This window comes from Bacillus inaquosorum KCTC 13429 (assembly GCF_000332645.1).
Lineage (GTDB): Bacteria > Bacillota > Bacilli > Bacillales > Bacillaceae > Bacillus > Bacillus inaquosorum.
This window is the reverse complement of sequence record NZ_AMXN01000002.1, coordinates 196,760-220,144: the sequence shown is the minus strand read 5'-3', so window position 1 is coordinate 220,144 and position 23,385 is coordinate 196,760. Positions and strand designations below refer to the sequence as shown.

Sequence of the window (23,385 nt, the reverse complement as noted above, 5' to 3'; positions counted from 1 at the left end):
AAAGTATGTAGGCAAAAGCCTATATGTAAATGTATGTGAGCAGGAGGCTGTCTGTGTCTGTACCGGGAAATTTCTCGCAGGGGAGCCTGGCTTTCGTGAGCAGCAGGTCAACTTCAAATTTTAAAAATAATCTTTATCATGCGCCCATACATTGAAATGAACGATGTATGGGGGGATGGGAATGAAAAAATGGATGGCAGGCCTGCTTCTTGCTGCAGCAGTTTTTCTTTGTTTAGTGGTTCCGCAGCCGATCAAGAGCGCTTCTTTGTATGACAAAGTGTTGTATTTTCCGCTGTCTCGTTATCCGGAAACAGGGGATCATATTAGAGATGCGATAGCAGAGGGACATTCTGATATTTGTACCATCGACAGGGATGGAGCGGACAAAAGGCGAGAGGAATCATTAAAAGGAATTCCGACGAAGCCGGGCTATGACCGGGATGAGTGGCCAATGGCGGTTTGCGAGGAAGGCGGCGCAGGAGCTGACGTCCGATATGTGACGCCTTCTGATAATCGTGGGGCCGGCTCGTGGGTAGGGAATCAAATGAGTGGTTATCCTGACGGCACCAGAGTGCGGTTTATTGTGCAGTAATCGAGAAGAGGCTCTTTCTTGAGCCTCTGTTGTTACGATCCATCGCGATGCTGAATGTTCGGAGGATAGGTTTCTGCTTTTCGCCAATACTGGCGTGTGTCTTCGTCTCGAACAACGATGCCCAACTGTGCAAGCTCGAGACGGAATTCTTCCACATCGTCTGTTTCCTCGTCTTTCAGTGCTTTGTGACGAGCTTTCAATAATGCATGGGCACTTGGCGAGAGTTCTGGTGCATCAGGTATCCACCGGCGAAATTGATCTTTAAACGGATCACCATCTGCTGCCCAATCGTAATTGTGCTTTCTAAAGGCCTTCTCGACCTTTTCAGGTTTTTCATCAATTTCTTCTCGTGCCAATTCATATCCGGCTGTTCCTAGGAGGACAAGCCGTTTGTGATCGATAAACACAAGAGCGATGTCGTTGGAACGAATTGTTTGCACTTTCTTTCCTTTGATTAATTCCACTGTGTCATCTGTAATTTTTACAGACAGCAGCATTGCAATAACAGAATGAGCGAACCAAATCCCTGCACACATGCCAAGTATCGCAGTGATAAATGCAGTTAGTGACCCTTGAAAAGATGTGACCAGCCGAAGCGGTCCCTCAAAAGGAATCCACGGGAGGGATAATGCCCATTTCGCAAACTGCGGGATAAAATACCCGATCGTAAGTCCGATGATTGCAAGTGCGGCGTATAAAAGAGATGCAGCGGTTTTCGTAACTCCAATGAGAGTGTGTGATTGATCCTGCAACATGTCACCTTCTTTTACTGAATAAATCGAATTCTCCCCCATATTTTAACTTAAATAGATGGTAAATCAAGGATAAAATGATGGTTTTTGATATAAAGGGAGAGTCGGTTATGGGGGAACAAAAAACATAAGCAACGCACCTGATTTTACAGTCGTGCAATTAAAGCTGTTTCGAAAAAAACAAGCGGAAGAACATACAAATCACAAAGGAGAGGGGACAGTTAAATCCTTTCGGCCTCATTTTATACGTATCACAATACAGTTCACAGGGAACATAAAGAATAAAGGTTTTTTAGACAACCGGGAGGAACAGACATGAAAATCGGATTAATCGGCTTAGGGAAAATGGGCATAAACATAGGAAAGCAATTCATTGACCGCAATCATCAAGCGGTCGGGTATGATGTAAATCAAGCGGCTGTCGATGAACTGAAAGCATATGGGGCTGAGGGGACAACAAATCTAAATGAGTTGATTTCTTCATTAGACACGCCGCGTATACTATGGGTTATGGTACCGCATGGCGTTGTCGATGCTGTTTTGCGTGATGTGACACCTTTATTAAGCAAAGGCGATATTATCATTGAAGCCGGAAACTCTCATTATAAAGAATCGATTCGTCGCTACAATCAAATGAAAGAAGCGGGTATATATTATTTCGATGCCGGAACGTCGGGCGGAATGGAAGGCGCGCGCCATGGAGCCTGTTTTATGGTGGGAGGTGACCCCGAGGCATGGGAGATTGTAGAGCCGCTGTTTCGAGACACTGCCGTCAGAAACGGATATCTTTACGCTGGTGAAGCGGGGAGCGGACATTTCTTGAAAATGATTCATAATGGCATTGAGTACGGAATGATGGCGGCAATCGGTGAAGGATTCGAAGTGCTGGAAAACAGCCAATTTGATTTTGACTACGAAAAGGTTGCCAGAGTGTGGAATCATGGCTCTGTCATTCGCTCTTGGCTTATGGGGCTGACTGAGCGAGCTTTCTCTAAAGATGCGAAGCTGGATCAGATCAAAGGCATTATGCATTCCTCAGGTGAAGGAAAATGGACAGTGGAAACAGCGCTTGATCTGCAGACCGCAACTCCGGTAATCGCCATGTCGTTACTGATGAGATACCGTTCTTTAACAGACGATACGTTTACAGGAAAGGTTGTCGCTGCGCTTCGAAATGAATTTGGAGGCCATGCGACAGAAAAAAAGTAAGGGGGCGAACAGGCCACCTTATTTTTTTTGCACGTTCAGCAAATGAGGGAACTTTTTATAAATGATCAGCATAATGATCAGAATGTAGGCTCCGTAAATGCTGAAAGACAGTAATTTATTGCTGGTGAAATTGGCACCTGCAATGGTGACAACGACAATATTCGGGATTTTCCCTATGAAAGACGCGAAGAAAAAAACATGCCAGCGGACCTGACTCAGCCCGCATATCACATTCATTACAAGAGAAGGAATGACCGGGATGAGTCTTCCTAGTAAAACAGCGGTAAAAGCATTTTTGTGAAAGGAAGCCTCGTAGCTTTGGATGGCAGGATAGGCCTGAACTTTTTTTCTGGCCCAATCTCTAAGGCTGTACCTGGCGAGAAAAAACAGCATCATCGTACCAAGCATTGAGCCGGTCAGTGTAATCCAGATCCCATTTGCCATTCCGAACACAGCGCCATTTAAAGCGGCAACCAAAGCAAACGGCACAATTGGGAAAAAAACATCGGCAGCAATCAGCAGCATACTGAATAAAACAGAAAACATTCCTCCTGCTTTAATCGCATCAAGCCAAGCTTCTTTCTGAAAAAAACCGACTGCAATGATAGTAATAATTATGATGATACCTAGTATCTTTTTTAACATTTCTATGGTCACTCCCAACTAAGATGATGTCAGGAGCCACAATCTCCGTCATCTAGAGTTAGTATAACTGGTGTCATTTCAGCGGTTCAACTGAAAACCATGTTTAGGTTGAGAACACAATTCTTTTTTATCTTGTAAAATAGGCTGTCCATCTTTCTGTTTTCTGCATTTTTTAATAGTAGGGAGGGATGGAAATGGTAACGATAAAAAAGGATTTTATACCGACATCGAACGATAATCGTCCTGGCTATGCGATGAGTCCTGCTTACATTACGGTGCATAATACAGCAAATACCGAAAAAGGCGCAAATGCGAAAATGCACGCCAATTATGTGAAAAATCCAAGCACATCTGTCAGCTGGCATTTTACAGTTGATGATTCAGTCATCTATCAGCATCTTCCGATAGATGAAAATGGCTGGCATGCGGGCGACGGCACAAATGGGACAGGGAATCGCAAATCGATCGGGATTGAGATCTGCGAAAATGCTGACGGCGATTTTGAAAAAGCAACAGCAAATGCCCAGTGGCTGATCCGGAAACTAATGAAGGAAAACAATATTCCGCTGAAACATGTCGTTCCCCACAAAAATTGGTCCGGAAAAGAATGTCCGCGCAAACTCTTGGATCGCTGGAATTCTTTTATAAACGGAATTTCTTCTTCCGATACACCTCCAAAAGAGTCGTCTCCAACATATCCTCTGCCGTCAGGTATTATCAAACTCACTTCGCCTTATCGTAAGGGCACGAAAGTCCTGCAGCTGCAAAAGGCTTTAGCCGCGCTTCATTTTTATCCTGATAAAGGTGCCAAAAATAATGGGATAGACGGAGTTTACGGACCGAAAACAGCAAATGCCGTCAAGCGTTTTCAGCTTATGAACGGATTAACTGCTGACGGCATCTATGGACCAAAAACAAAGGCCAAGCTTAAATCGAAGTTAAAGTGAATGCAGGGGTAAGGATAACCTGTTTCCAGTGCGGATACAGGTTATTTTCTTTCCTATTGCTTGCGGGTTTTTTCGATTGAGAAGAAGGGAATTTTAAAAGAATCACCTGATATGCAGAAATGAAAGCAGAATGATTTTCACTAAGGGGGACACGTTAACAATAGGAAAAAAACAGTGATAACGAAAAAACTCTTCGTTGAACGAAGGGGAACAGAGGTATAACATTAAGATGAGGCTTTTGGGGGTGTAAAGATGAAGCATTTTTTGATCCTTTTCCTTCTGCTGTTCGTTACAGCAGGATGCGATGGAAAGGGATACGAAGACGTTGTAGCATTTGGAGACAGCAACACGCGAGGCTCAAATTGGGATTATCGCGATTATCCAAAAGCACAGCAGTGGGTCAATATATTAAAAACGGCTGAACGAGGAAATCTTGATATACTCAATGCGGGAATTGGCGGACAGACAACAGAGGATGCCCGTCTTCGGTTTCAGACAGATGTGCTGGATCAAAAACCGAAGCATTTGTTTATTATGTTCGGCACGAATGACGCAGCGATACTGACTGAGGGGAAACCGAGAGTGTCGAAGCAGCGTTTTAGAGAAAATCTGGTTTATTTTATTAAAGAAAGTAGAAAACACGGTATCAAGCCAATCTTGATGACGTGTATCCCAATTATTGAAGGAAACGGGAAGCACCACCTGTTTTACTATTCCAGATATAAAGCAGCTGCTTTTGAACCGAAAGGCGGGGCGAGGAAATGGCACAACTCATACAATGATATTACAAGAGATGTGTCGAAGCGCTTGGACGTCCCTCTTGTAGACAACTGGCAGCATTTTGTAGAAGAAGACGGCGGAAAAGCAACTGATGAAGCGCTTATCCAATCCGGTCTGATAGATCCTTCAGGCAATCATATGACACCTAAAGGGGCAAGGATTATATATGAAGGAATACAAGATGGGCAGGTTCTGAAGCGCTGAGCCGGACAACGGCCTAAGCCGTTTTATTTCACCTACATAGGCTGTTAAAAAACCTTATTAAAGGAGGCACTTCACATGTGCAGCGGTTATTCCTATTCGTATCCTTTCGGCAGCTGGCCATACGCCAGTCGGGCATATGGATACGCTTTTATCGTTGTTTTAGTTGTTGTTCTCCTGGTTGTGGGCGGCATATATTGGTTAGCATAGTAACCGTCCCTTTAAAACACCTCTTTTTAGGGGTGTTTTTTGCTGAAAACAGTAGTAAAGCGCGTAACCGAAGTGATATAATATCAGTCATCTGAGTAAAAAAAGGAAATACGCCCGGAAAAAATAGACAAATTCCTATTAAGAAGATACGGAAATAATATGTCCGAGCGATCTTCTTTTTATTTCGTTTTCAATTAACTCGATAAAGTCACGGTTTAAATTCATTTCGGTGGCTTTGAAATAAGACTCTATTAGTAATTCATCAGACAGTTTTCTCATGCTAGGAACCCAATTAATGGGAGAGACACCTCCTTAAAAGTTGGAATCATTCATGATTTTAACGCATACATTGATAAGTTGCGTTCCTCTGAGGCTGAAGTTATCTTTAATCTACCATGAATTTCATATAAGAACAATCGTTCTGTTATCCACACCAGAAAGTGGATAACTTGTGAGTATCGTGTTTATAATTTGTCTAAAGAGTGATGTAATAAGAGTGGATAGTGTGTGTAATTTTATCCACACCTGGTGAAGAAACCCAATTTTTGTCGAAATTTTTTTGCTCAGTTTTTCTTTAGACGCAAGTTCGATTTTTTTCGACAATCATTTTAAAGAGAAAGAAAAGGGAAGGGTGCGGGTTTTGTTAAAAAAGTTTTTTTTACCTGACGAGTTTGTAAAAAATATTTTTCATATTACACCTGAGAAATTAAAGGAACGAAATGTAAAAGGAATTATTACTGACCTGGATAATACGCTTGTTGAGTGGGACAGACCGAATGCGACGCCGCGTTTGATCGAGTGGTTCGAAGAAATGAAGGAGCACGGCATTAAAGTGACGATTGTCTCTAATAATAATGAAAGAAGAGTAAAACTTTTCTCAGAACCGCTTGGAATCCCATTCATCTATAAAGCAAGAAAACCGATGGGCAAAGCCTTTAACAGAGCGGTGCGCAATATGGAGCTGAAAAAAGAGGACTGCGTTGTTATCGGAGACCAGCTTCTGACCGATGTACTCGGGGGAAACCGAAACGGCTACCATACGATTTTGGTCGTACCTGTCGCTTCCTCTGACGGATTCATTACGCGCTTTAACCGCCAGGTCGAACGCAGAATACTGAGTGCTCTCAAACGAAAAGGGCACATTCAGTGGGAGGAGTAAGAAATGGAAAAGGTTGTTTGTATCGGCTGCGGAGTTGCAATCCAAACCGAGGACAAAACAGGTCTGGGATACGCGCCGCCTGCATCGCTTACGAAAGAAAATGTGATTTGCCAGCGCTGTTTCAGACTGAAAAACTATAATGAAATACAAGACGTCTCCTTAACGGATGATGATTTTTTAAACATTCTTCATGGAATTGGGGAAACAGATTCTCTCGTTGTTAAAATTGTTGATATTTTTGATTTTAACGGCAGCTGGATCAATGGGCTGCAGCGCTTGGTGGGAGGAAACCCTATCTTATTGGTTGGCAATAAAGCCGATATTTTGCCTAAGTCACTGAAAAGAGAACGTCTGATCCAGTGGATGAAGCGTGAAGCGAAAGAGCTTGGCTTAAAACCGGTTGACGTATTCTTAGTCAGTGCTGGACGCGGCCAGGGGATCAAAGAAGTCATTGATGCAATTGAGCATTACCGCAACGGCAAAGACGTCTATGTTGTCGGGTGTACCAATGTAGGGAAGTCAACCTTTATTAACCGGATTATTAAAGAAGTGTCAGGTGAAGAAGATATTATTACGACATCCCAATTTCCGGGCACAACCCTTGATGCAATTGAGATCCCGCTGGACGATGGCTCAGCGCTTTATGATACGCCGGGAATTATCAACCACCATCAAATGGCGCATTATGTTAATAAAAAGGATTTAAAAATATTATCTCCTAAAAAGGAGCTGAAGCCTCGCACATTCCAGCTTAATGATCAGCAAACACTGTATTTTGGCGGACTTGCAAGGTTTGATTATGTGTCCGGGGAAAGGTCTCCTTTTATTTGCTATATGCCAAATGAGCTGATGATTCATAGAACAAAGCTGGAAAATGCAGACGCGCTTTATGAAAAGCATGCAGGGGAATTGCTCACACCTCCGGGAAAAGACGAAATGGATGAGTTTCCGGAATTAGTGGCCCATACGTTTACGATCAAAGACAAAAAGACAGATATCGTTTTCTCTGGGTTAGGCTGGGTAACAGTGCATGATGCCGATAAAAAAGTAACTGCTTACGCGCCAAAAGGCGTTCACGTATTTGTTCGGCGCTCATTAATTTAATGAAAAGGGGAGAGGAGTATGAAAAAGCTGTACGGGGTTATCGGAAATCCGATTGGCCATTCCATGTCACCTGATATTCATAACGCATCATTGAAAGATCTCGGTTTAGACGGACATTACCATGCCTTCAAAGTAGAAGAAGATGATCTGGAAGATGCGGTAAAAGGAATAAGAGCACTTGGTATACAAGGAATCAATGTGACTGTTCCGCATAAGGTTTCCATTATGGATTATCTGGATCATATTGATGAAAGTGCAAAAGTGATCGGTGCCGTAAACACGGTCAGAAGAGAGGGAGACAAGCTTGTCGGATACAATACCGACGGGGAAGGCTTTGTAAAGTCATTAATGAAGGTATTGGACAAGCCCATCTCTGAACTGTCATTCTTAATGATCGGTGCGGGCGGAGCGGCAAGAGCCATCTTTACAACAATCGCCCGTGACATCCCAAAAAAGTTTGACATTTGCAATCGGACGTTAGAAAAAGCCAAGCAGCTTACAGAATCCACTCCCTCGTTCCATAATAAAGAAGTGTTAAGCATAAAAGAAGCAGAAGAGCGGCTTGAACAGTATGATGTTATTATCCATACAACGTCTGTGGGCATGTATCCGAACGTGGACGATGTGCCGCTTTCATTACAACGTGCTGCAAGCAGTGCCGTTGTTTGTGATATCGTGTATAATCCAATTCAGACAGCCCTTTTAAAACAAGCAAACCAAAAAGGCCTGAAAACACTCGATGGAGTGGGCATGTTTGTTGAACAGGCAGCGTTGTCTTTTCAATTGTGGACTGGGCGAGAGCCTGATATTGAAAAAATGAGATCAATTGTAATAGGACAATTAGGAGGAAAAGAATGTTAACAGGTAAACAAAAACGTTTTTTGCGTTCAAAAGCGCATCATTTAACGCCGATTTTTCAAGTAGGTAAAGGCGGAGTAAACGACAACATGATTAAACAAATTGCTGAGGCGCTTGAAGCGAGAGAGCTGATTAAAGTCAGTGTTCTTCAGAATTGTGAAGAGGATAAAAACGATGTTGCGGAAGCTCTCGTAAAAGGAAGCCGCTCTCAATTGGTGCAGACAATCGGCAATACAATTGTGTTATATAAGGAATCAAAGGAAAATAAACAAATCGAGCTTCCTTAAAGGTGGTTGAAATGAAGAAAATCGGAATTTTTGGAGGCACGTTTGATCCTCCGCATAACGGTCACCTCTTAATGGCGAATGAGGTGTTGTATCAGGCGGGGCTTGATGAAATTTGGTTTATGCCTAATCAAATTCCGCCCCATAAACAGGATGAAGACTATACGGACAGCTTTCACCGAGTGGAGATGCTGAAGCTTGCGATTGAGTCTAATCCATCCTTTAAGCTGGAGCTGGCTGAAATGGAAAGAGAAGGGCCTTCATATACCTTTGATACCGTTTCTTTACTGAAGCAGCGTTATCCGAATGATCAGCTGTTCTTTATTATCGGTGCTGATATGATTGAATATTTGCCGAAATGGTATAAGCTGGACGAGCTGCTGAACCTCATTCAATTTATTGGAGTAAAGCGCCCCGGTTTTCATGTTGAAACCCCTTATCCGCTTCTCTTTGCAGACGTTCCGGAATTTGAGGTATCATCAACTATGATAAGGGAACGGTTTAAAAGCAGGAAGCCCACTGACTACTTAATCCCTGATAAAGTGAAGAAGTATGTAGAGGAGAATGGTTTGTATGAATCGTGAGGAGGCACTTGCCTGCGTTAAGCAGCAATTGACCGAACACCGATATATCCACACAATTGGCGTGATGAACACGGCGATCGAACTTGCGGAGCGTTTTGGAGCCGACTCTAAAAAAGCGGAAACAGCGGCTATCTTTCATGATTACGCTAAATTCCGCCCGAAAGAAGAAATGAAACAAATTATTGCACGGGAAAAAATGCCTTCGCAATTATTGGACCATAATCCGGAACTGTGGCACGCTCCGGTCGGCGCTTATTTGGTCCAAAGAGAAGCGGGGATACAAGATGAAGACATTCTTGACGCCATCAGGTATCATACCTCTGGAAGGCCTGGCATGACACTTTTAGAAAAAGTCATTTACGTTGCCGATTACATTGAGCCCAACCGGGCATTTCCCGGTGTCGATGAGGTGCGTAAGCTTGCTGAGACAGATTTGAATCAAGCGCTGATTCAATCCATCAAAAATACAATGGTTTTTCTTATGAAAAAAAATCAACCGGTTTTTCCAGACACATTTTTAACGTATAACTGGCTTGTGTCTGGCAACTGAACAGGAGGAATTTGTGAATGAACCAAAAGTCCATTTTAAAGATCGCAGCTGCGGCTTGCGATGATAAACGGGCAGAGGATATTTTAGCATTGGATATGGAAGGCATATCTCTGGTTGCTGATTATTTTCTGATCTGCCACGGAAATTCAGATAAACAGGTGCAGGCGATTGCCCGTGAAATCAAGGATCAGGCTGAAGAAAACGGCATTCAAGTCAAAAAGATGGAAGGCTTCGATGAAGCAAGATGGGTGCTCGTTGACCTTGGCGATGTGATTGTCCATGTCTTCCACAAGGATGAAAGAAGCTACTACAACCTGGAAAAGCTGTGGGGAGACGCTCCGCTCGCGGATCTTGAGCTTGGAATGAACCAATGATTTACCAAGGCTTTGCAAGCGTGTATGACGAGTTAATGTCTCACGCACCTTACGATCAATGGACAAAGTGGATTGAAGCATCTCTCCCGGAAAAAGGCCGTATCCTTGATCTGGCATGCGGTACGGGAGAAATCTCAATCCGGCTTGCCGCAAAAGGCTTCGAGGTCACGGGCATTGATCTCAGTGAGGAAATGCTTTCTTACGCCCAGCAAAAGGTCTCTAGTAACCAGCCGATTCTTTTTCTTCAGCAGGATATGAGAGAGATTGCCGGCTTTGATGGCCAGTTTGACGCTGTTGCGATATGCTGTGACTCATTAAATTATTTAAAAACGAAAAATGATGTGATCGAAACCTTTAAAAGTGTATTTCGGGTGTTGAAGCCTGAAGGCATTTTGCTGTTTGATGTTCATTCATCTTATAAAATTGCTGAAGTCTTTCCGGATAGCACATTTGCTGACCAGGACGAAGATATCAGCTATATTTGGCAGAGCTTTGCCGGAAGTGAAGAGCTTTCTGTCATTCATGACATGTCGTTTTTTGTGTGGAACGGAGAAGCGTATGACCGTTTTGATGAGACGCACGAACAAAGAACGTTCCCAGTGGATGAATACGAAGAAATGCTGAAGAGCTGCGGCTTTCAGCTTCACCATGTGACAGCTGATTTTACGGATTCAGAGCCATCAGGACAATCAGAACGCCTATTTTTCAAGGCGCAGAAGTCAAAAACCATCGTTTCCTAAAACGATGGTTTTTTAAAATGCTTTTTTAAGCTTTTGCAGTACAGACAAAAGCATGACATACTCGTTTACACATGAAACTGCTTCTTCACTGCAGAAATATCCTCTTCGTACTTCAAATGAGTATTTTGAAATACCCGGTGAAACATATCCTGCACACCGCTTTCCAGCGCTTTAATGCCTTCTCCTGTCACACCGCCTTTAACGCAAACCTTTTCCTGTAACGCAGGCAGGGTATACAATTCGGTTTCTAACAGTTTTCCCATTCCGACAAGCATTTCCTTACACATCAGAATAGCGTCCTGTTTAGACACTGACGTTTCCGAAACGGCTGCATCTATAAACCGCTGAATCAGATAGCTCATAAAAGCGGGACCGCAGCTTACAATATCTGATGCCACCCTCGTGATATCACTTTCAATTTCTAGCGGTTGAGAGATGTGCTCCATCAGCTCATTGATTTTCATTTTTGCAGATTCTTCGCAGCTTGTGCCGAAAGTGACGAGAGAAACGCCTGCCAGCGCTCTGTTCGTAATACTTGGGATCACTCGCGCCACTTGACACGGCACATACTGTTCGAGCTGTTCAGTTTGAACTGGGCTTGTAATTGAAATGAGAATATGATCCTTTCTTAAATAAGGCACCGCTCTTGCCAGTAAAGGATATATATCAAGCGGCTTAACACAAATAAAAATCATCTCGTTTTCAGAAACAAGCTTTTCCAGACTTTCTGTTACGTTTATGCTGTTGTATCGGTTTTTTATGTGCAACGCTTTTTCAATTGTGCGGTTTGTGATTGTTATGTTTGAGGGATCGGCTGCTTTTGATTCAATAAATGATTCTATAAGGATCGTACCCATATTTCCTGTGCCGATAAAGCCTATCTTCAATGATTTCCCCTCCTTTGAGCTATTATCCTCTAAACCATATGTGTTATCGAACTAAAATATGACGAAAGCGGGGAACATGCGCGATGAATTGGTTGAATCAGCATAAAAAAACAATTATTTTAGCGGCTTCTGCGGCTGTTTTCATAGCGTTATTTTTCATCTTTTCCAGCGGAAAAAACAAAGAGCCGGTGAAGCAGGCTGTATCAACTGAGACAGAAAATGCGGGGGTAAAGCAGGAAGCAGTAAAAGACGAGTCAAACGAAACAATTGTGATTGACATTAAAGGTGCTGTTCAGCATCCTGGCGTTTATGAAATGCGAACAGGAGACAGAGTATCTCAGGCAATTGAGAAAGCGGGCGGGGCCAGTGAACAAGCAGACGAAATGCAAGTGAACTTGGCGGAGCTGCTTCAGGACGGGACAGTGGTGTACATCCCGAAAAAGGGAGAGGAGACGGCGGTGCAGCAAGGAGCCGGAGGCGCTGTTCAAAGCGATGGAGGGAAGGGAGCGCTCGTAAATATCAATACAGCCACCTTAGAGGAATTACAAGGCATCTCAGGGGTGGGACCGTCAAAAGCTGAAGCTATTATTGCATACCGGGAGGAAAACGGGCGTTTCCAGACAATTGAAGATATCACTAAGGTTTCAGGAATAGGTGAAAAGTCATTTGAGAAAATAAAGTCTTCCATTACAGTAAAGTGATTTGACGGTCATGCATAATGATAGGTAAACTAGAGGTCAGGCAACACAACATTTGGAGGGAACAACGTGGAACGAATTTCATGGAATCAATACTTTATGGCTCAAAGCCATTTACTGGCGCTGCGCAGCACCTGCCCGAGACTGTCTGTCGGCGCTACTATAGTCAGAGACAAACGCATGATTGCAGGAGGCTATAACGGGTCAATCGCGGGCGGCGTGCATTGTGCAGACGAAGGATGCCTGATGATAGATGATCATTGCGCAAGAACGATTCACGCTGAAATGAATGCAATTCTTCAATGCTCTAAGTTCGGGGTGCCGACTGATGGAGCGGAGATTTATGTGACGCATTATCCGTGCATTCAATGCTGTAAATCTATCATTCAAGCTGGTATCAAAACGGTTTATTATGCTGAGGACTACAAAACAAATCCGTATGCACAGGAATTATTTGAACAGGCGGGTGTAACTGTTGAACAGGTTGAACTCGATGAAATGATCGTTGATCTGAAAAATAGGGAAAAGCTTTCATTTGTAGCTGGTCTTTTAGAGAAACTAGCGGATGCTGGTCTTGCAGAGGAAGATTTGAAGAAAATACATGAACAGGCGAATACACTTTTTACGAGCTACGTGTGATTGATGCGTAATTCGCGTTTGTTATTGCCTTTGGCGGCAGCTTCGGCAACGGCTGGAATTACTGCCGCCGCTTATTTCTCCGCTGTTTTTCTTTTCTTCCTCTTTCTCCTTATCATTTTCATCAAAACGAGACACGCTTTCCTCATTTTTGTTTGTTTCTTCTCTTTTATATTGTTTTTTGCACTGTATACGGTCACAGATTCCCGGAATGTCTCTTCATATCAGCAGGGCACTTATAAATCCAAGGCAGTGATTGACAGTATTCCTAAAATTGACGGAGACCGTATGTCTATGGTGATTAAGACACCTGATAGCGAAAAATGGGCCGCTTCATATCGCATTCAGTCTGCTGATGAAAAAGATCAGCTGTCATACATAGAACCAGGAATGTCATGTGAGTTGACGGGTGCACTGGGAGAGCCCAAACACGCAACTGTGCCGGGCACATTTGATTATAATGAGTATCTTTACCGGCAGCATATTCACTGGAACTATTCTGTCACATCTATCCATAATTGCAGCGAACCTGTAAATTTCAAGGATAAACTGCTCAGTTTGAGAAAATACATCGTATCATTCACAAACGGCCTGCTGCCTTCTGATTCGGCAGGAATCGTACAAGCACTTACAGTCGGTGACAGATTTTATGTGGAAGACGAAGTGCTTAACGCATATCAAAAGCTTGGTGTCGTCCATCTCTTGGCGATTTCAGGACTCCATGTCGGCATTTTGACAGCCGGGTTGTTTTATATCATGATTCGTCTAGGCATAACAAGAGAAAAGGCGTCACTCCTGTTACTGCTATTTTTGCCGCTCTATGTGATTTTGACAGGGGCTGCTCCTTCAGTGCTTCGCGCCGCTCTGATGTCGGGTATTTACTTAGCTGGGAGCCTCGTTAAATGGCGGGTACATTCTGCCGGTGCAATCTGCCTTTCATACATCGTCCTCTTGCTCTTCAATCCTTACCATCTCTTTGAAGCCGGTTTTCAGCTTTCATTCGCCGTCAGTTTTTCTTTAATTCTATCCTCTTCTATTTTTCAACAACTCAAAACCTCACTGGGCCAGCTGACAATGGTATCTATAATCGCTCAGCTGGGCTCACTTCCTATTCTCTTGTATCATTTCCAGCAGTTTTCGATAATCAGCATACCGATGAATATGTTGATGGTTCCTTTTTATACATTCTGTGTTTTGCCGGGGGCTGTAGCAGGTGTTTTTCTATTAAGCCTTTCCGTTTCGGCTGGTCGATTTTTCTTCTGCTGGTTTGATTTCTTGATGAGCTGGACCAACAGGCTGATCACAAGAATTGCAGATATTGATGTATTCACGATCATCATTGCATGTCCTGCACCTGCTCTGCTCTTTTTATTCACGGTTACGATCATCCTAATGCTTATGACGATTGAAAAACGTTCCTTTTCGCAGCTGGCGATTACTGGAGGTCTTTGCTGCGCGGTGCTCTGTCTTCTTCTCATTTATCCGAGTCTTAGCTCCGAGGGAGAAGTCGATATGATTGATATTGGGCAGGGTGACAGCATGTATGTCGGTGCTCCGCATCAGCAGGGACGTGTCTTAATTGATACAGGCGGCACTTTGTCTTACTCATCAGAGTCTTGGCGGGAAAAACAGCACCCGTTTTCACTCGGGGAAAAGGTGCTGATTCCGTTTTTAACCGCCAAGGGAATCAAACAGCTTGATGCTTTAATTCTGACGCACGCTGACCAAGATCATATCGGAGAGGCGGAGACTCTGCTGAAGCACCACAAAGTGAAGCGCCTTGTGATTCCGAAAGGGTTCGTTTCTGAACCTAAAGACGAGAAAGTGCTGCGGGCAGCCAGAGAAGAGGGCGTGACAATAGAGGAGGTGAAGCGAGGCGATGTATTGCAAATAAAGGATTTGCAGTTTCAAGTACTGTCACCGGAAACACCTGATCCGGCAAGCAAAAATAATTCTTCTCTCGTTCTGTGGATGAAAATGGGCGGTATGAGCTGGATCTTGACGGGTGATCTGGAGAAAGAAGGGGAACAGGAGGTGATGAACGTGTTTCCGAATATAAAAGCAGACGTGTTAAAGGTGGGGCACCATGGAAGCAAAGGCTCTACCGGTGAAGAATTCATCAAACAGCTTCAGCCGAAAACGGCCATTATCTCAGCGGGAGAAAACAATCGGTACCATCATCCCCATCAAGAGGTTCTGCAAATATTACAGAGACATTCCATCCGCGTGCTGCGTACCGATCAATGCGGAACGATCCAATATCGATATAAAAACAGAGTTGGAACCTTTTCTGTCTATCCTCCATATGATACATCAGATATAACAGAGACGAACTAAAAAAGACTGCCGAGAAATCAGCAGCCCGGGCAGTCGCTGTTATGAACCAACCAGGTGAATAACCGTTGCCATAACAAACAAGAAGGCGAAAAATCCGAAGGACACAACAAAACCAACAGCTGAATCTACAGCATCATTTCGTTTGCTTTGAACGTTTTTTTCAAAATCATTCAACTTTATCCCTCCTGACTGCTTTAAGTATAATGGAATCGTTTTGAAAAATCTAGAAGCGAAGGTAACGTTTTCTGTTCTGGTGATTATCGCCTTTTTACAAGCTGTCCCGGGGGCTTGCGAACAGGCGTTTAATATAAATGGGGAAGCAGCAGTCAGGCTTCCTCTTTACTATTTTGCAAACTCAATTTAGGATAGAAGGGGATGACGAAAGAGAGGAAGTCGTACAACAATGGTATTTGATGTGTGGAAAAGCCTGAAAAAAGGAGATGTCCATCCGGTTTATTGTTTATACGGAAAAGAGACGTATCTGCTGCAAGAAACCGTCAGCAGGATCAGACAGACGGTCGTTGATCAGGAGACAAAGGATTTCAATCTATCCGTTTTTGATCTGGAAGAGGACCCGCTGGATCAAGCGATTGCAGATGCTGAAACGTTTCCGTTTATGGGGGAGCGACGTCTTGTCATTGTGAAAAATCCATATTTTTTAACAGGTGAGAAGAAAAAAGAAAAAATTGAGCACAACGTCAGTGCGCTTGAAACATATATACAATCGCCTGCGCCTTACACGGTCTTTGTCCTGCTTGCCCCGTATGAAAAGCTGGATGAGCGGAAAAAACTGACGAAAGCGCTAAAGAAGCACGCGTTTATGATGGAGGCGAAGGAATTAAACGCAAAGGAGACCACAGACTTTACTGTTAACCTTGCAAAAACCGAGCAGAAAACAATCGGCACTGAAGCGGCGGAACATTTGGTTCTGCTTGTGAATGGACATCTTTCATCGATTTTTCAGGAGATTCAAAAGCTCTGCACGTTTATTGGAGATCGTGAAGAAATTACGCTTGATGATGTGAAAATGCTTGTTGCGAGAAGCCTGGAGCAAAATATTTTTGAGCTGATCAATAAAATCGTCAACCGCAAACGGACAGAGAGCCTGCAAATTTTTTATGATTTGCTCAAACAAAATGAAGAACCGATCAAAATCATGGCGCTTATTTCGAACCAGTTCCGGCTGATTCTGCAGACAAAATACTTCGCGGAGCAAGGATACGGACAAAAACAAATCGCTTCTAATTTAAAAGTTCACCCATTTCGTGTAAAGCTGGCGATGGATCAAGCAAGGCTTTTTTCAGAGGCGGAGCTCCGGTCAATTATTGAACAGCTTGCCGTAATGGACTATGAGATGAAAACAGGGAAAAAGGACAAGCAGCTCCTGCTCGAACTGTTCCTTTTACAGCTGTTAAAAAGAAACGAAAAAAACGATCCCCATCATTGAGGATCGTTTTTATATTATGCAGAAAGTCCGTTCACTTTTTTCGCTAGTCTTGATTTGTATCGAGCTGCGGTATTTTTGTGTACAAGACCTGTTTTCACTGCTTTATCAATACGTTTAGCTGCTTCAGTAAGAGCAGTTTTCGCTTTGTCAGCTTCGTTGTTAGCAACAGAAGCTTCAACTTGTTTGATTGCAGTACGCATAGCAGATTTGATTGTCGCGTTATGAACGCGGCGTTCGTTGTTTGTTTTTGTACGTTTAATCGCTGATTTAATGTTTGGCATGTGTTTCACCTCCTAAGATACAACCTGTAGCACAGTGTCTTAAGGTTAAATCTTCTTCACAATAGAACAAATTGTATTCTATCAAACACATCTTTAGATTGCAATATAAATGTAAAGTATTTTTCATTGAAGGATCTCTTTTTAGCATGATTCATACAGCAAATGGCAACAATATAGGTACTGAATGTGAAGGAGGCCCCTGATGAAAAAGAGTGAACTGGATGTTAATCAGTATTTGATACGTACCGATTTGGCAGTGGAAACGAAGGAAGCAATGGCCAATCAGCAGGCTGTGCCGACAAAAGAAATTAAAGGTTTTATCGAAAAAGAACGAGATCGCGGCGGCATTAAAATCCGCACTGTTGATATTACAAAGGAAGGCGCGGAGCTATCGGGAAAAAAAGAAGGGCGCTATTTAACGCTTGAGGCGCAAGGAATCAGAGAGAATGATTCGGAAATGCAGGAAAAAGTCTCTGCTGTCTTTGCGGAGGAATTCTCGGCTTTTCTTGAAAGCCTTAATATCTCAAAAGATGCGAGCTGTTTGATCGTCGGGCTCGGCAACTGGAACGTGACACCTGACGCGCTGGGACCGATGGCTGTAGAAAATCTATTGGTAACAAGGCACTTGTTCAAGCTTCAGCCGGAAAACGTGCAGGAAGGGTATAGGCCTGTCAGTGCGTTTGCACCTGGTGTGATGGGGATTACGGGGATCGAAACAAGCGACATTATTAAAGGCGTGATAGAGCAATCGAAGCCTGATTTTGTCATTGCCATTGATGCACTGGCGGCGCGGGCCGTGGAAAGGGTCAACACAACCATTCAAATATCGGATACAGGCATTCACCCGGGGTCAGGTGTGGGAAATAAACGAAAAGATTTAAGCAAAGACACGCTCGGCGTACCGGTGATCGCCATCGGAGTTCCGACGGTCGTTGACGCGGTGACGATTGCCAGCGACACGGTGGACTACATATTAAAACATTTTGGCAGAGAAATGAAGGATGACAGGCCGTCAAGATCGCTTGTTCCGGCTGGCATGACGTTTGGGAAAAAGAAAGTGCTCACTGAAGAAGATCTTCCTGATCAAAAGCAGCGTCAATCGTTCCTCGGCATCGTCGGAACCCTTCAAGAAGATGAAAAACGGCAGCTCATTCACGAGGTGCTGTCGCCTTTAGGCCACAATTTAATGGTCACGCCGAAGGAAGTTGATTCTTTTATCGACGATATGGCTAATGTGCTGGCGAACGGATTAAACACAGCGCTTCATGAAAAAGTGTCACAAGAAAACAAAGGCTCCTACAATCACTAAACTGTTCTACTTCCTCTAGCTTGTTCATAGAGTAATTACTAGACAAGCGCTGGAGGGATTCAATGAGAAATAAACGCAGAAACAGACAAATTGTTGTTGCGGTAAATGGCGGGAAAGCGGTAAAAGCCATCTTTCTATTTATCGCAAGCCTTATCGTGATTTTTGTTCTATCCGGTGTGCTGACGTCTCTCCGGCCGGAACTCAGGCCGTCGTCTGACTCTTTTTACGGGATTGCTGAAGAATTGCCGGGAGACATGTTTGCACACTTGCTGCGGATGGAAAACCATTATTTCGCTTCTGACCTTTCTCAAACCGACAGCTCATTCCATCTTTCACGTCTTTCTTTGAAGCTGGCGACAAGCATTAACCTCGAAGATCCGCGGAGTTTTCTCGGCCGGGAGCTGCCGGGGTTTGCACAATTTGATACCGAGATCCTGTTAGCTGGACAAGGCACGGATTATACGAATATGCCGGCGGAATCGCCGCCGCCGTCAAAGGTGATGGAGGAAGAAAGAGAAGCGAATTTGGCAGAGATTGAAAAACAGCAAACACAATCAGATCATGCGCAAAAAGATCCGCCGAAACAAACAACCGGTGATAAAAAGGTCGTCTTTATCTATCACACACACAATACGGAATCATATCTCCCTCTATTAAAAGGCGAGACCGATCCTGATATGGCGCGCCATTCTAAAGCCAACGTCACGCTCGTAGGAGATATGTTCGGAAAAGCGCTTGAATCCCAAGGCATCGGAGCCACAGTGAATAAAACCGATATACAGGCAAAACTGAACAAAAAAGGCTTAAACTATGCCAGATCCTATGATGAATCAAGGCCGGTTGTCAAAGATGCGCTCACCTCAAACAAAAATCTGCAATATATCATTGACATCCACAGAGACTCACGGCGCAAAAAAGATACGACAGCAACGATTAATGGGAAAAGCTATGCCCGGGTAGCCTTTGTCGTCGGCAAAAAAAGCAAGAATTTCGAAGAAAACTATAAAATTGCAAGCGAGCTTCATAAGCTGATGGAGAAAAAATACCCCGGACTCAGCACAGGTGTCTTTTCAAAAGGCTCGCCAGGAGATAACGGTGTTTACAATCAGGACTTAACCGACAGAGCGCTTTTGCTCGAATTTGGCGGAGTAGATAATAACCTCGAGGAGCTGCAGCGTGCAGCTGACGCAGCCGCAGACGTATTCAGCGAAATATACTGGGATGCTGAAAAGGTCAACGCAGAGAGCGGCGAGACGAAAAAACAATAAGAAATAGGTGGTTGATTTGATTGCATACTTTGGCAAATGCTTACTGCTTGTCACGATCATGTTTTTAGGCGTACTGTTCGGCATGCAGCAGGCGAATAACGGGATGCTGAGTATGAAAGGCTATCATGACCCTTCACTTAAGGGAGCGTTTACGCTCACCGACGGAAAAAATAATGAAAAAGAAGCCTCGATTTTAGGAGAAACAGTTACGGCGAAAGATTTAGAAGAAAAACAAAAAGAGCTGGAACAGGTCGAAACGTTCAATATGTTCTCTAAAGCCGGAAAAGCGCTTTCGGACACCGTAACCAACACTGCCCAGTCAATGTATGAATGGATACGGGATCTGAATCAATAGTGCGTGAAAGAGAAAAGCAGCCCAGGTTTGACAGGGAACTTTTCTCTTTCTTGTTTTACATTGAATCTTTACAATCCTATTGATATAATCTAAGCTAGTGTATTTTGCGTTTAATAGTAGGAGTGATAGATTGTGACAGATAAAGAAAAGCGTTTAGAGAGGCAGTCGAGAATACGGAATTTCTCTATCATTGCCCATATTGACCACGGAAAATCGACCTTAGCGGATCGTATTTTAGAAAAAACGTCGGCAATCACTCAACGAGAAATGAAAGAACAATTGCTCGATTCTATGGATCTTGAACGTGAACGGGGCATAACGATTAAGTTAAACTCTGTTCAGCTTAAATACAAAGCAAAAGACGGAGAGGAATATATTTTCCATCTGATTGATACGCCGGGACACGTCGACTTCACGTACGAAGTATCCCGAAGCCTTGCTGCCTGCGAAGGAGCGATTCTTGTCGTGGATGCAGCACAGGGAATTGAAGCGCAGACGCTCGCCAATGTCTACTTAGCGCTTGATAACGATCTTGAAATACTTCCAGTCATCAATAAAATCGATCTACCGAGCGCCGAGCCGGAACGTGTGCGCCAAGAGGTAGAGGATGTTATCGGCCTTGACGCATCAGAAGCAGTGCTTGCGTCAGCAAAAGCCGGTATCGGGATTGAGGAGATTTTAGAACAGATCGTAGAAAAGGTGCCCGCTCCGACCGGAGATCCGGAGGCGCCCCTCAAAGCACTGATCTTCGACTCGCTTTATGATGCCTACCGCGGTGTCGTGGCGTATATCAGAGTCGTTGAAGGAACGGTAAAACCGGGACAAAAAATCAAAATGATGGCAACCGGCAAAGAATTCGAAGTAACAGAAGTCGGCGTATTCACGCCGAAAGCGACTCCGACAAATGAACTGACGGTCGGTGATGTAGGCTTCCTGACTGCCTCTATCAAAAATGTCGGTGACACGCGAGTCGGTGATACAATAACGAGCGCTGCCAATCCTGCAGACGAAGCACTGCCGGGATACCGAAAGCTCAACCCGATGGTGTACTGCGGATTGTACCCGATTGATACAGCAAAATATAATGATTTAAGGGAAGCCCTTGAAAAACTTGAGCTGAATGATTCCGCCCTTCAATATGAAGCAGAAACTTCACAAGCGCTTGGATTCGGGTTCCGCTGCGGATTTTTAGGTATGCTCCACATGGAGATCATTCAGGAGCGCATTGAGCGTGAGTTCAACATCGACCTGATTACGACAGCGCCAAGCGTTATCTATGACGTGTATATGACAGACGGCGAAAAGGTCGTTGTCGACAACCCGTCCAACATGCCGGACCCTCAAAAGATCGAACGGATTGAGGAGCCGTACGTAAAAGCGACAATGATGGTACCGAATGACTACGTCGGCGCTGTAATGGAGCTTTGCCAAGGCAAGCGCGGCAATTTCATTGATATGCAGTATTTGGACGCAAACCGTGTCAGCATCATTTATGACATGCCGTTAGCGGAAATCGTATACGAGTTTTTTGACCAGCTGAAATCAAGCACAAAAGGCTATGCGTCCTTTGATTATGAACTGATCGGCTACAAACCGTCTAAGCTTGTGAAAATGGACATTATGCTGAACGGTGAAAAAATCGATGCTCTGTCCTTTATCGTGCATCGTGATTACGCATATGAACGCGGAAAAGTGATCGTTGAAAAACTGAAAGAGCTCATTCCGCGCCAGCAGTTCGAGGTTCCGGTCCAAGCCGCAATCGGCCAGAAAATCGTGGCCCGCTCTACCATAAAAGCAATGCGTAAAAACGTATTGGCTAAATGTTATGGAGGGGACATCTCGCGTAAACGGAAACTTCTTGAAAAACAAAAAGAAGGAAAACGCCGAATGAAGCAGGTCGGCTCAGTTGAGGTGCCGCAAGAAGCATTCATGGCAGTTCTGAAAATGGACGACAGTCCGAAAAAACAATAGAAGCCGCCGCAGTCCTGTACTGCGGCTTCTTTCTGTAAAGAAGGTGAATTCGTTGAAATCAGCTTATATCCATATCCCATTTTGTGAGCACATTTGCCACTACTGCGATTTCAATAAATATTTTATTCAAAGCCAGCCTGTCGGTGAGTATTTAAACGCGCTCGAACAGGAAATGATAAATACAATTGCAAAAACAGGGCAGCCTGACCTTAAAACGATCTTTATCGGAGGAGGCACGCCGACCTCCCTGTCTGAGGAACAGCTTAAAAAGCTGATGGACACGATCATCCGAGTGCTGAAGCCCTCAAGCGCCTTGTCGGAATTTGCGGTTGAAGCAAATCCGGACGACTTGTCCGCAGGGAAATTAAAAATTTTAAAAGAAGCAGGCGTAAATCGCCTCAGCTTCGGTGTCCAAACATTCGAAGACGATCTGTTAGAAAAAATCGGCCGAGTGCACAAACAAAAAGATGTATTTGCCTCTTTTGAAAGGGCGCGGGAAATCGGATTTGACAATATCAGTCTTGATTTAATGTTCGGACTTCCGGGACAAACCCTTAAACATCTGGATCATTCTTTAAATACTGCTTTATCGCTGGATGCCGAGCATTATTCCGTGTACTCACTCATTGTAGAACCGAAAACGGTATTTTATAACTTGATGCAAAAAGGGCGGCTTCATCTGCCGCCACAGGAGCAGGAAGCTGAAATGTATGAAATGGTGATGAGCCGGATGGAAGCTCACGGCATTCATCAATATGAAATCAGCAACTTTGCCAAGGCAGGCATGGAATCAAAGCACAATCTGACGTATTGGAGTAACGAGGAATATTTCGGCTTTGGAGCAGGGGCCCACGGATATATCAGCGGCACACGGACAGTAAACGTCGGACCTGTCAAACATTATATCGACCTGATAGCAGAAAAAGGCTTTCCGTACAGAGATACACATGAAGTGACAATAGAAGAACAAATTGAAGAAGAAATGTTTTTAGGCCTGAGAAAAACAGCCGGTGTCAGTAAAAAACGATTTGCAGAAAAATACGGGCGTTCCCTGGATGAACTTTTCCCAAGTGTATTAAAAGACCTCGCTGAAAAAGGGCTGATTCACAATTCGGAGTCTGCCGTTTGTTTGACTCATCAGGGAAAATTATTAGGTAATGAAGTTTTTGGCGCTTTTTTGGGTGAGTTATAATTGACATTTTTCTTG

At 43.9% G+C, this 23,385-nt stretch carries 29 protein-coding genes; 23 read left to right on the top strand and 6 right to left on the bottom strand.

Annotated features, from left to right (window positions below):
• Positions 1-181 precede the first annotated feature (181 nt).
• Positions 182-592 (top strand): sporulation-specific Dnase NucB, encoded by a 411-nt coding sequence (nucB, locus tag BSI_RS15390; protein WP_003237136.1) that lies wholly within the window; start codon positions 182-184, stop codon positions 590-592.
• Between the two features lie 32 nt (positions 593-624).
• Here the strand turns inward: nucB and BSI_RS15395 are convergent, their stop codons facing one another.
• Complete coding sequence (locus BSI_RS15395) at positions 625-1,347, bottom strand: YqeB family protein (protein WP_032731892.1); 723 nt, start codon at positions 1,345-1,347, stop codon at positions 625-627.
• 312 nt (positions 1,348-1,659) lie between these two features.
• On the opposite strand from BSI_RS15395, the gene gnd reads away from it, so the two are divergent.
• Positions 1,660-2,553, top strand: a complete 894-nt coding sequence (gene gnd, locus BSI_RS15400) for a phosphogluconate dehydrogenase (NAD(+)-dependent, decarboxylating) (RefSeq protein WP_003237130.1) — start codon at positions 1,660-1,662, stop codon at positions 2,551-2,553.
• Positions 2,554-2,571: 18 nt separating this feature from the next.
• Here gnd and BSI_RS15405 read toward each other — a convergent pair whose 3' ends face one another.
• Positions 2,572-3,198 carry a TVP38/TMEM64 family protein gene (locus tag BSI_RS15405; RefSeq protein WP_003237129.1) on the bottom strand — a complete coding sequence of 209 codons (627 nt, stop codon included), beginning with the start codon at positions 3,196-3,198 and terminating at the stop codon, positions 2,572-2,574.
• Positions 3,199-3,392: 194 nt separating this feature from the next.
• Here BSI_RS15405 and BSI_RS15410 point away from each other — a divergent pair, with 194 nt between their 5' ends.
• The 3 genes from BSI_RS15410 to BSI_RS22955 all read left to right on the top strand — a co-directional run bounded on the left by BSI_RS15410 (position 3,393) and on the right by BSI_RS22955 (position 5,336).
• The gene (locus tag BSI_RS15410; RefSeq protein WP_003237126.1) at positions 3,393-4,145 is read left to right on the top strand and encodes a peptidoglycan recognition protein family protein; all 753 of its coding nucleotides are present in this window, start codon (positions 3,393-3,395) and stop codon (positions 4,143-4,145) included.
• 252 nt (positions 4,146-4,397) lie between these two features.
• Positions 4,398-5,129, top strand: a complete 732-nt coding sequence (locus BSI_RS15415; RefSeq protein ID WP_003237124.1) for an SGNH/GDSL hydrolase family protein — start codon at positions 4,398-4,400, stop codon at positions 5,127-5,129.
• Between the two features lie 75 nt (positions 5,130-5,204).
• On the top strand, positions 5,205-5,336 hold the full coding sequence (locus BSI_RS22955) for a hypothetical protein (protein ID WP_019258943.1): 132 nt from the start codon (positions 5,205-5,207) through the stop codon (positions 5,334-5,336).
• Between the two features lie 138 nt (positions 5,337-5,474).
• Here BSI_RS22955 and BSI_RS15420 read toward each other — a convergent pair whose 3' ends face one another.
• On the bottom strand, positions 5,475-5,615 hold the full coding sequence (locus tag BSI_RS15420; protein ID WP_003226124.1) for a sporulation histidine kinase inhibitor Sda: 141 nt from the start codon (positions 5,613-5,615) through the stop codon (positions 5,475-5,477).
• Positions 5,616-5,976: 361 nt separating this feature from the next.
• On the opposite strand from BSI_RS15420, the gene BSI_RS15425 reads away from it, so the two are divergent.
• The 8 genes from BSI_RS15425 to BSI_RS15460 are packed head-to-tail and all read left to right on the top strand — an operon-like array spanning position 5,977 to position 10,989.
• The gene (locus BSI_RS15425) at positions 5,977-6,495 is read left to right on the top strand and encodes a YqeG family HAD IIIA-type phosphatase (protein WP_003226126.1); all 519 of its coding nucleotides are present in this window, start codon (positions 5,977-5,979) and stop codon (positions 6,493-6,495) included.
• A gap of 3 nt (positions 6,496-6,498) precedes the next feature.
• Entirely contained in the window at positions 6,499-7,599 is a 1,101-nt protein-coding gene (gene yqeH, locus BSI_RS15430; RefSeq protein ID WP_003237122.1) for a ribosome biogenesis GTPase YqeH, read from the top strand.
• 18 nt (positions 7,600-7,617) lie between these two features.
• Positions 7,618-8,460, top strand: a complete 843-nt coding sequence (aroE, locus tag BSI_RS15435; protein ID WP_003237119.1) for a shikimate dehydrogenase — start codon at positions 7,618-7,620, stop codon at positions 8,458-8,460.
• Positions 8,454-8,744 carry a ribosome assembly RNA-binding protein YhbY gene (yhbY, locus tag BSI_RS15440; protein ID WP_003226133.1) on the top strand — a complete coding sequence of 97 codons (291 nt, stop codon included), beginning with the start codon at positions 8,454-8,456 and terminating at the stop codon, positions 8,742-8,744. The genes aroE and yhbY overlap by 7 nt, the downstream gene beginning before the upstream one ends.
• A gap of 11 nt (positions 8,745-8,755) precedes the next feature.
• Positions 8,756-9,325: a nicotinate-nucleotide adenylyltransferase gene (locus tag BSI_RS15445; protein WP_003237117.1), complete on the top strand. Its 570-nt coding sequence runs from the start codon at positions 8,756-8,758 to the stop codon at positions 9,323-9,325.
• Positions 9,315-9,875 (top strand): bis(5'-nucleosyl)-tetraphosphatase (symmetrical) YqeK, encoded by a 561-nt coding sequence (gene yqeK / locus BSI_RS15450; RefSeq protein WP_003237115.1) that lies wholly within the window; start codon positions 9,315-9,317, stop codon positions 9,873-9,875. Before BSI_RS15445 ends, yqeK begins: the two co-directional genes overlap by 11 nt.
• 17 nt (positions 9,876-9,892) lie before the next feature.
• Positions 9,893-10,249, top strand: coding sequence for a ribosome silencing factor (gene rsfS, locus BSI_RS15455; protein ID WP_003237112.1), 357 nt, complete (start codon positions 9,893-9,895; stop codon positions 10,247-10,249).
• On the top strand, positions 10,246-10,989 hold the full coding sequence (locus tag BSI_RS15460) for a class I SAM-dependent DNA methyltransferase (protein WP_003237111.1): 744 nt from the start codon (positions 10,246-10,248) through the stop codon (positions 10,987-10,989). Before rsfS ends, BSI_RS15460 begins: the two co-directional genes overlap by 4 nt.
• Positions 10,990-11,054: 65 nt before the next feature.
• Here BSI_RS15460 and comER read toward each other — a convergent pair whose 3' ends face one another.
• A complete protein-coding gene (gene comER / locus BSI_RS15465) occupies positions 11,055-11,876 on the bottom strand; it encodes a late competence protein ComER (protein WP_003237109.1) in 822 nt (273 codons plus the stop codon).
• Positions 11,877-11,959: 83 nt separating this feature from the next.
• Here comER and BSI_RS15470 point away from each other — a divergent pair, with 83 nt between their 5' ends.
• From BSI_RS15470 to BSI_RS15480, 3 genes are all read left to right on the top strand, one after another.
• On the top strand, positions 11,960-12,577 hold the full coding sequence (locus BSI_RS15470; RefSeq protein ID WP_003237107.1) for a helix-hairpin-helix domain-containing protein: 618 nt from the start codon (positions 11,960-11,962) through the stop codon (positions 12,575-12,577).
• A 66-nt stretch (positions 12,578-12,643) separates the two neighbouring features.
• Positions 12,644-13,213, top strand: a complete 570-nt coding sequence (locus BSI_RS15475) for a ComE operon protein 2 (protein WP_003237106.1) — start codon at positions 12,644-12,646, stop codon at positions 13,211-13,213.
• Positions 13,214-13,216: 3 nt separating this feature from the next.
• A complete protein-coding gene (locus tag BSI_RS15480) occupies positions 13,217-15,547 on the top strand; it encodes a DNA internalization-related competence protein ComEC/Rec2 (RefSeq protein WP_032731956.1) in 2,331 nt (776 codons plus the stop codon).
• Between the two features lie 39 nt (positions 15,548-15,586).
• Here BSI_RS15480 and BSI_RS15485 read toward each other — a convergent pair whose 3' ends face one another.
• Positions 15,587-15,721, bottom strand: a complete 135-nt coding sequence (locus BSI_RS15485; RefSeq protein WP_003229983.1) for a YqzM family protein — start codon at positions 15,719-15,721, stop codon at positions 15,587-15,589.
• A 40-nt stretch (positions 15,722-15,761) separates the two neighbouring features.
• Here BSI_RS15485 and BSI_RS22655 point away from each other — a divergent pair, with 40 nt between their 5' ends.
• Both BSI_RS22655 and holA read left to right on the top strand, forming a co-directional pair.
• Positions 15,762-15,911, top strand: a complete 150-nt coding sequence (locus BSI_RS22655; protein WP_003229985.1) for a hypothetical protein — start codon at positions 15,762-15,764, stop codon at positions 15,909-15,911.
• A gap of 39 nt (positions 15,912-15,950) precedes the next feature.
• A complete protein-coding gene (gene holA, locus BSI_RS15490; RefSeq protein ID WP_003237104.1) occupies positions 15,951-16,994 on the top strand; it encodes a DNA polymerase III subunit delta in 1,044 nt (347 codons plus the stop codon).
• A gap of 14 nt (positions 16,995-17,008) precedes the next feature.
• Here the strand turns inward: holA and rpsT are convergent, their stop codons facing one another.
• Entirely contained in the window at positions 17,009-17,275 is a 267-nt protein-coding gene (gene rpsT / locus BSI_RS15495; protein WP_003229989.1) for a 30S ribosomal protein S20, read from the bottom strand.
• Between the two features lie 202 nt (positions 17,276-17,477).
• On the opposite strand from rpsT, the gene gpr reads away from it, so the two are divergent.
• The 5 genes from gpr (at position 17,478) to hemW (ending at position 23,370) form a co-directional block, all read left to right on the top strand.
• Complete coding sequence (gpr, locus tag BSI_RS15500; RefSeq protein ID WP_003237103.1) at positions 17,478-18,584, top strand: GPR endopeptidase; 1,107 nt, start codon at positions 17,478-17,480, stop codon at positions 18,582-18,584.
• A gap of 62 nt (positions 18,585-18,646) precedes the next feature.
• Positions 18,647-19,852 (top strand): spore autolysin SpoIIP, encoded by a 1,206-nt coding sequence (spoIIP, locus tag BSI_RS15505; RefSeq protein WP_003237102.1) that lies wholly within the window; start codon positions 18,647-18,649, stop codon positions 19,850-19,852.
• Positions 19,853-19,868: 16 nt separating this feature from the next.
• The gene (locus BSI_RS15510; RefSeq protein ID WP_003237101.1) at positions 19,869-20,207 is read left to right on the top strand and encodes a YqxA family protein; all 339 of its coding nucleotides are present in this window, start codon (positions 19,869-19,871) and stop codon (positions 20,205-20,207) included.
• A gap of 132 nt (positions 20,208-20,339) precedes the next feature.
• Entirely contained in the window at positions 20,340-22,178 is a 1,839-nt protein-coding gene (gene lepA, locus BSI_RS15515) for a translation elongation factor 4 (protein ID WP_003237100.1), read from the top strand.
• 52 nt (positions 22,179-22,230) lie between these two features.
• Entirely contained in the window at positions 22,231-23,370 is a 1,140-nt protein-coding gene (gene hemW / locus BSI_RS15520) for a radical SAM family heme chaperone HemW (protein WP_003237099.1), read from the top strand.
• Positions 23,371-23,385 lie beyond the last annotated feature (15 nt).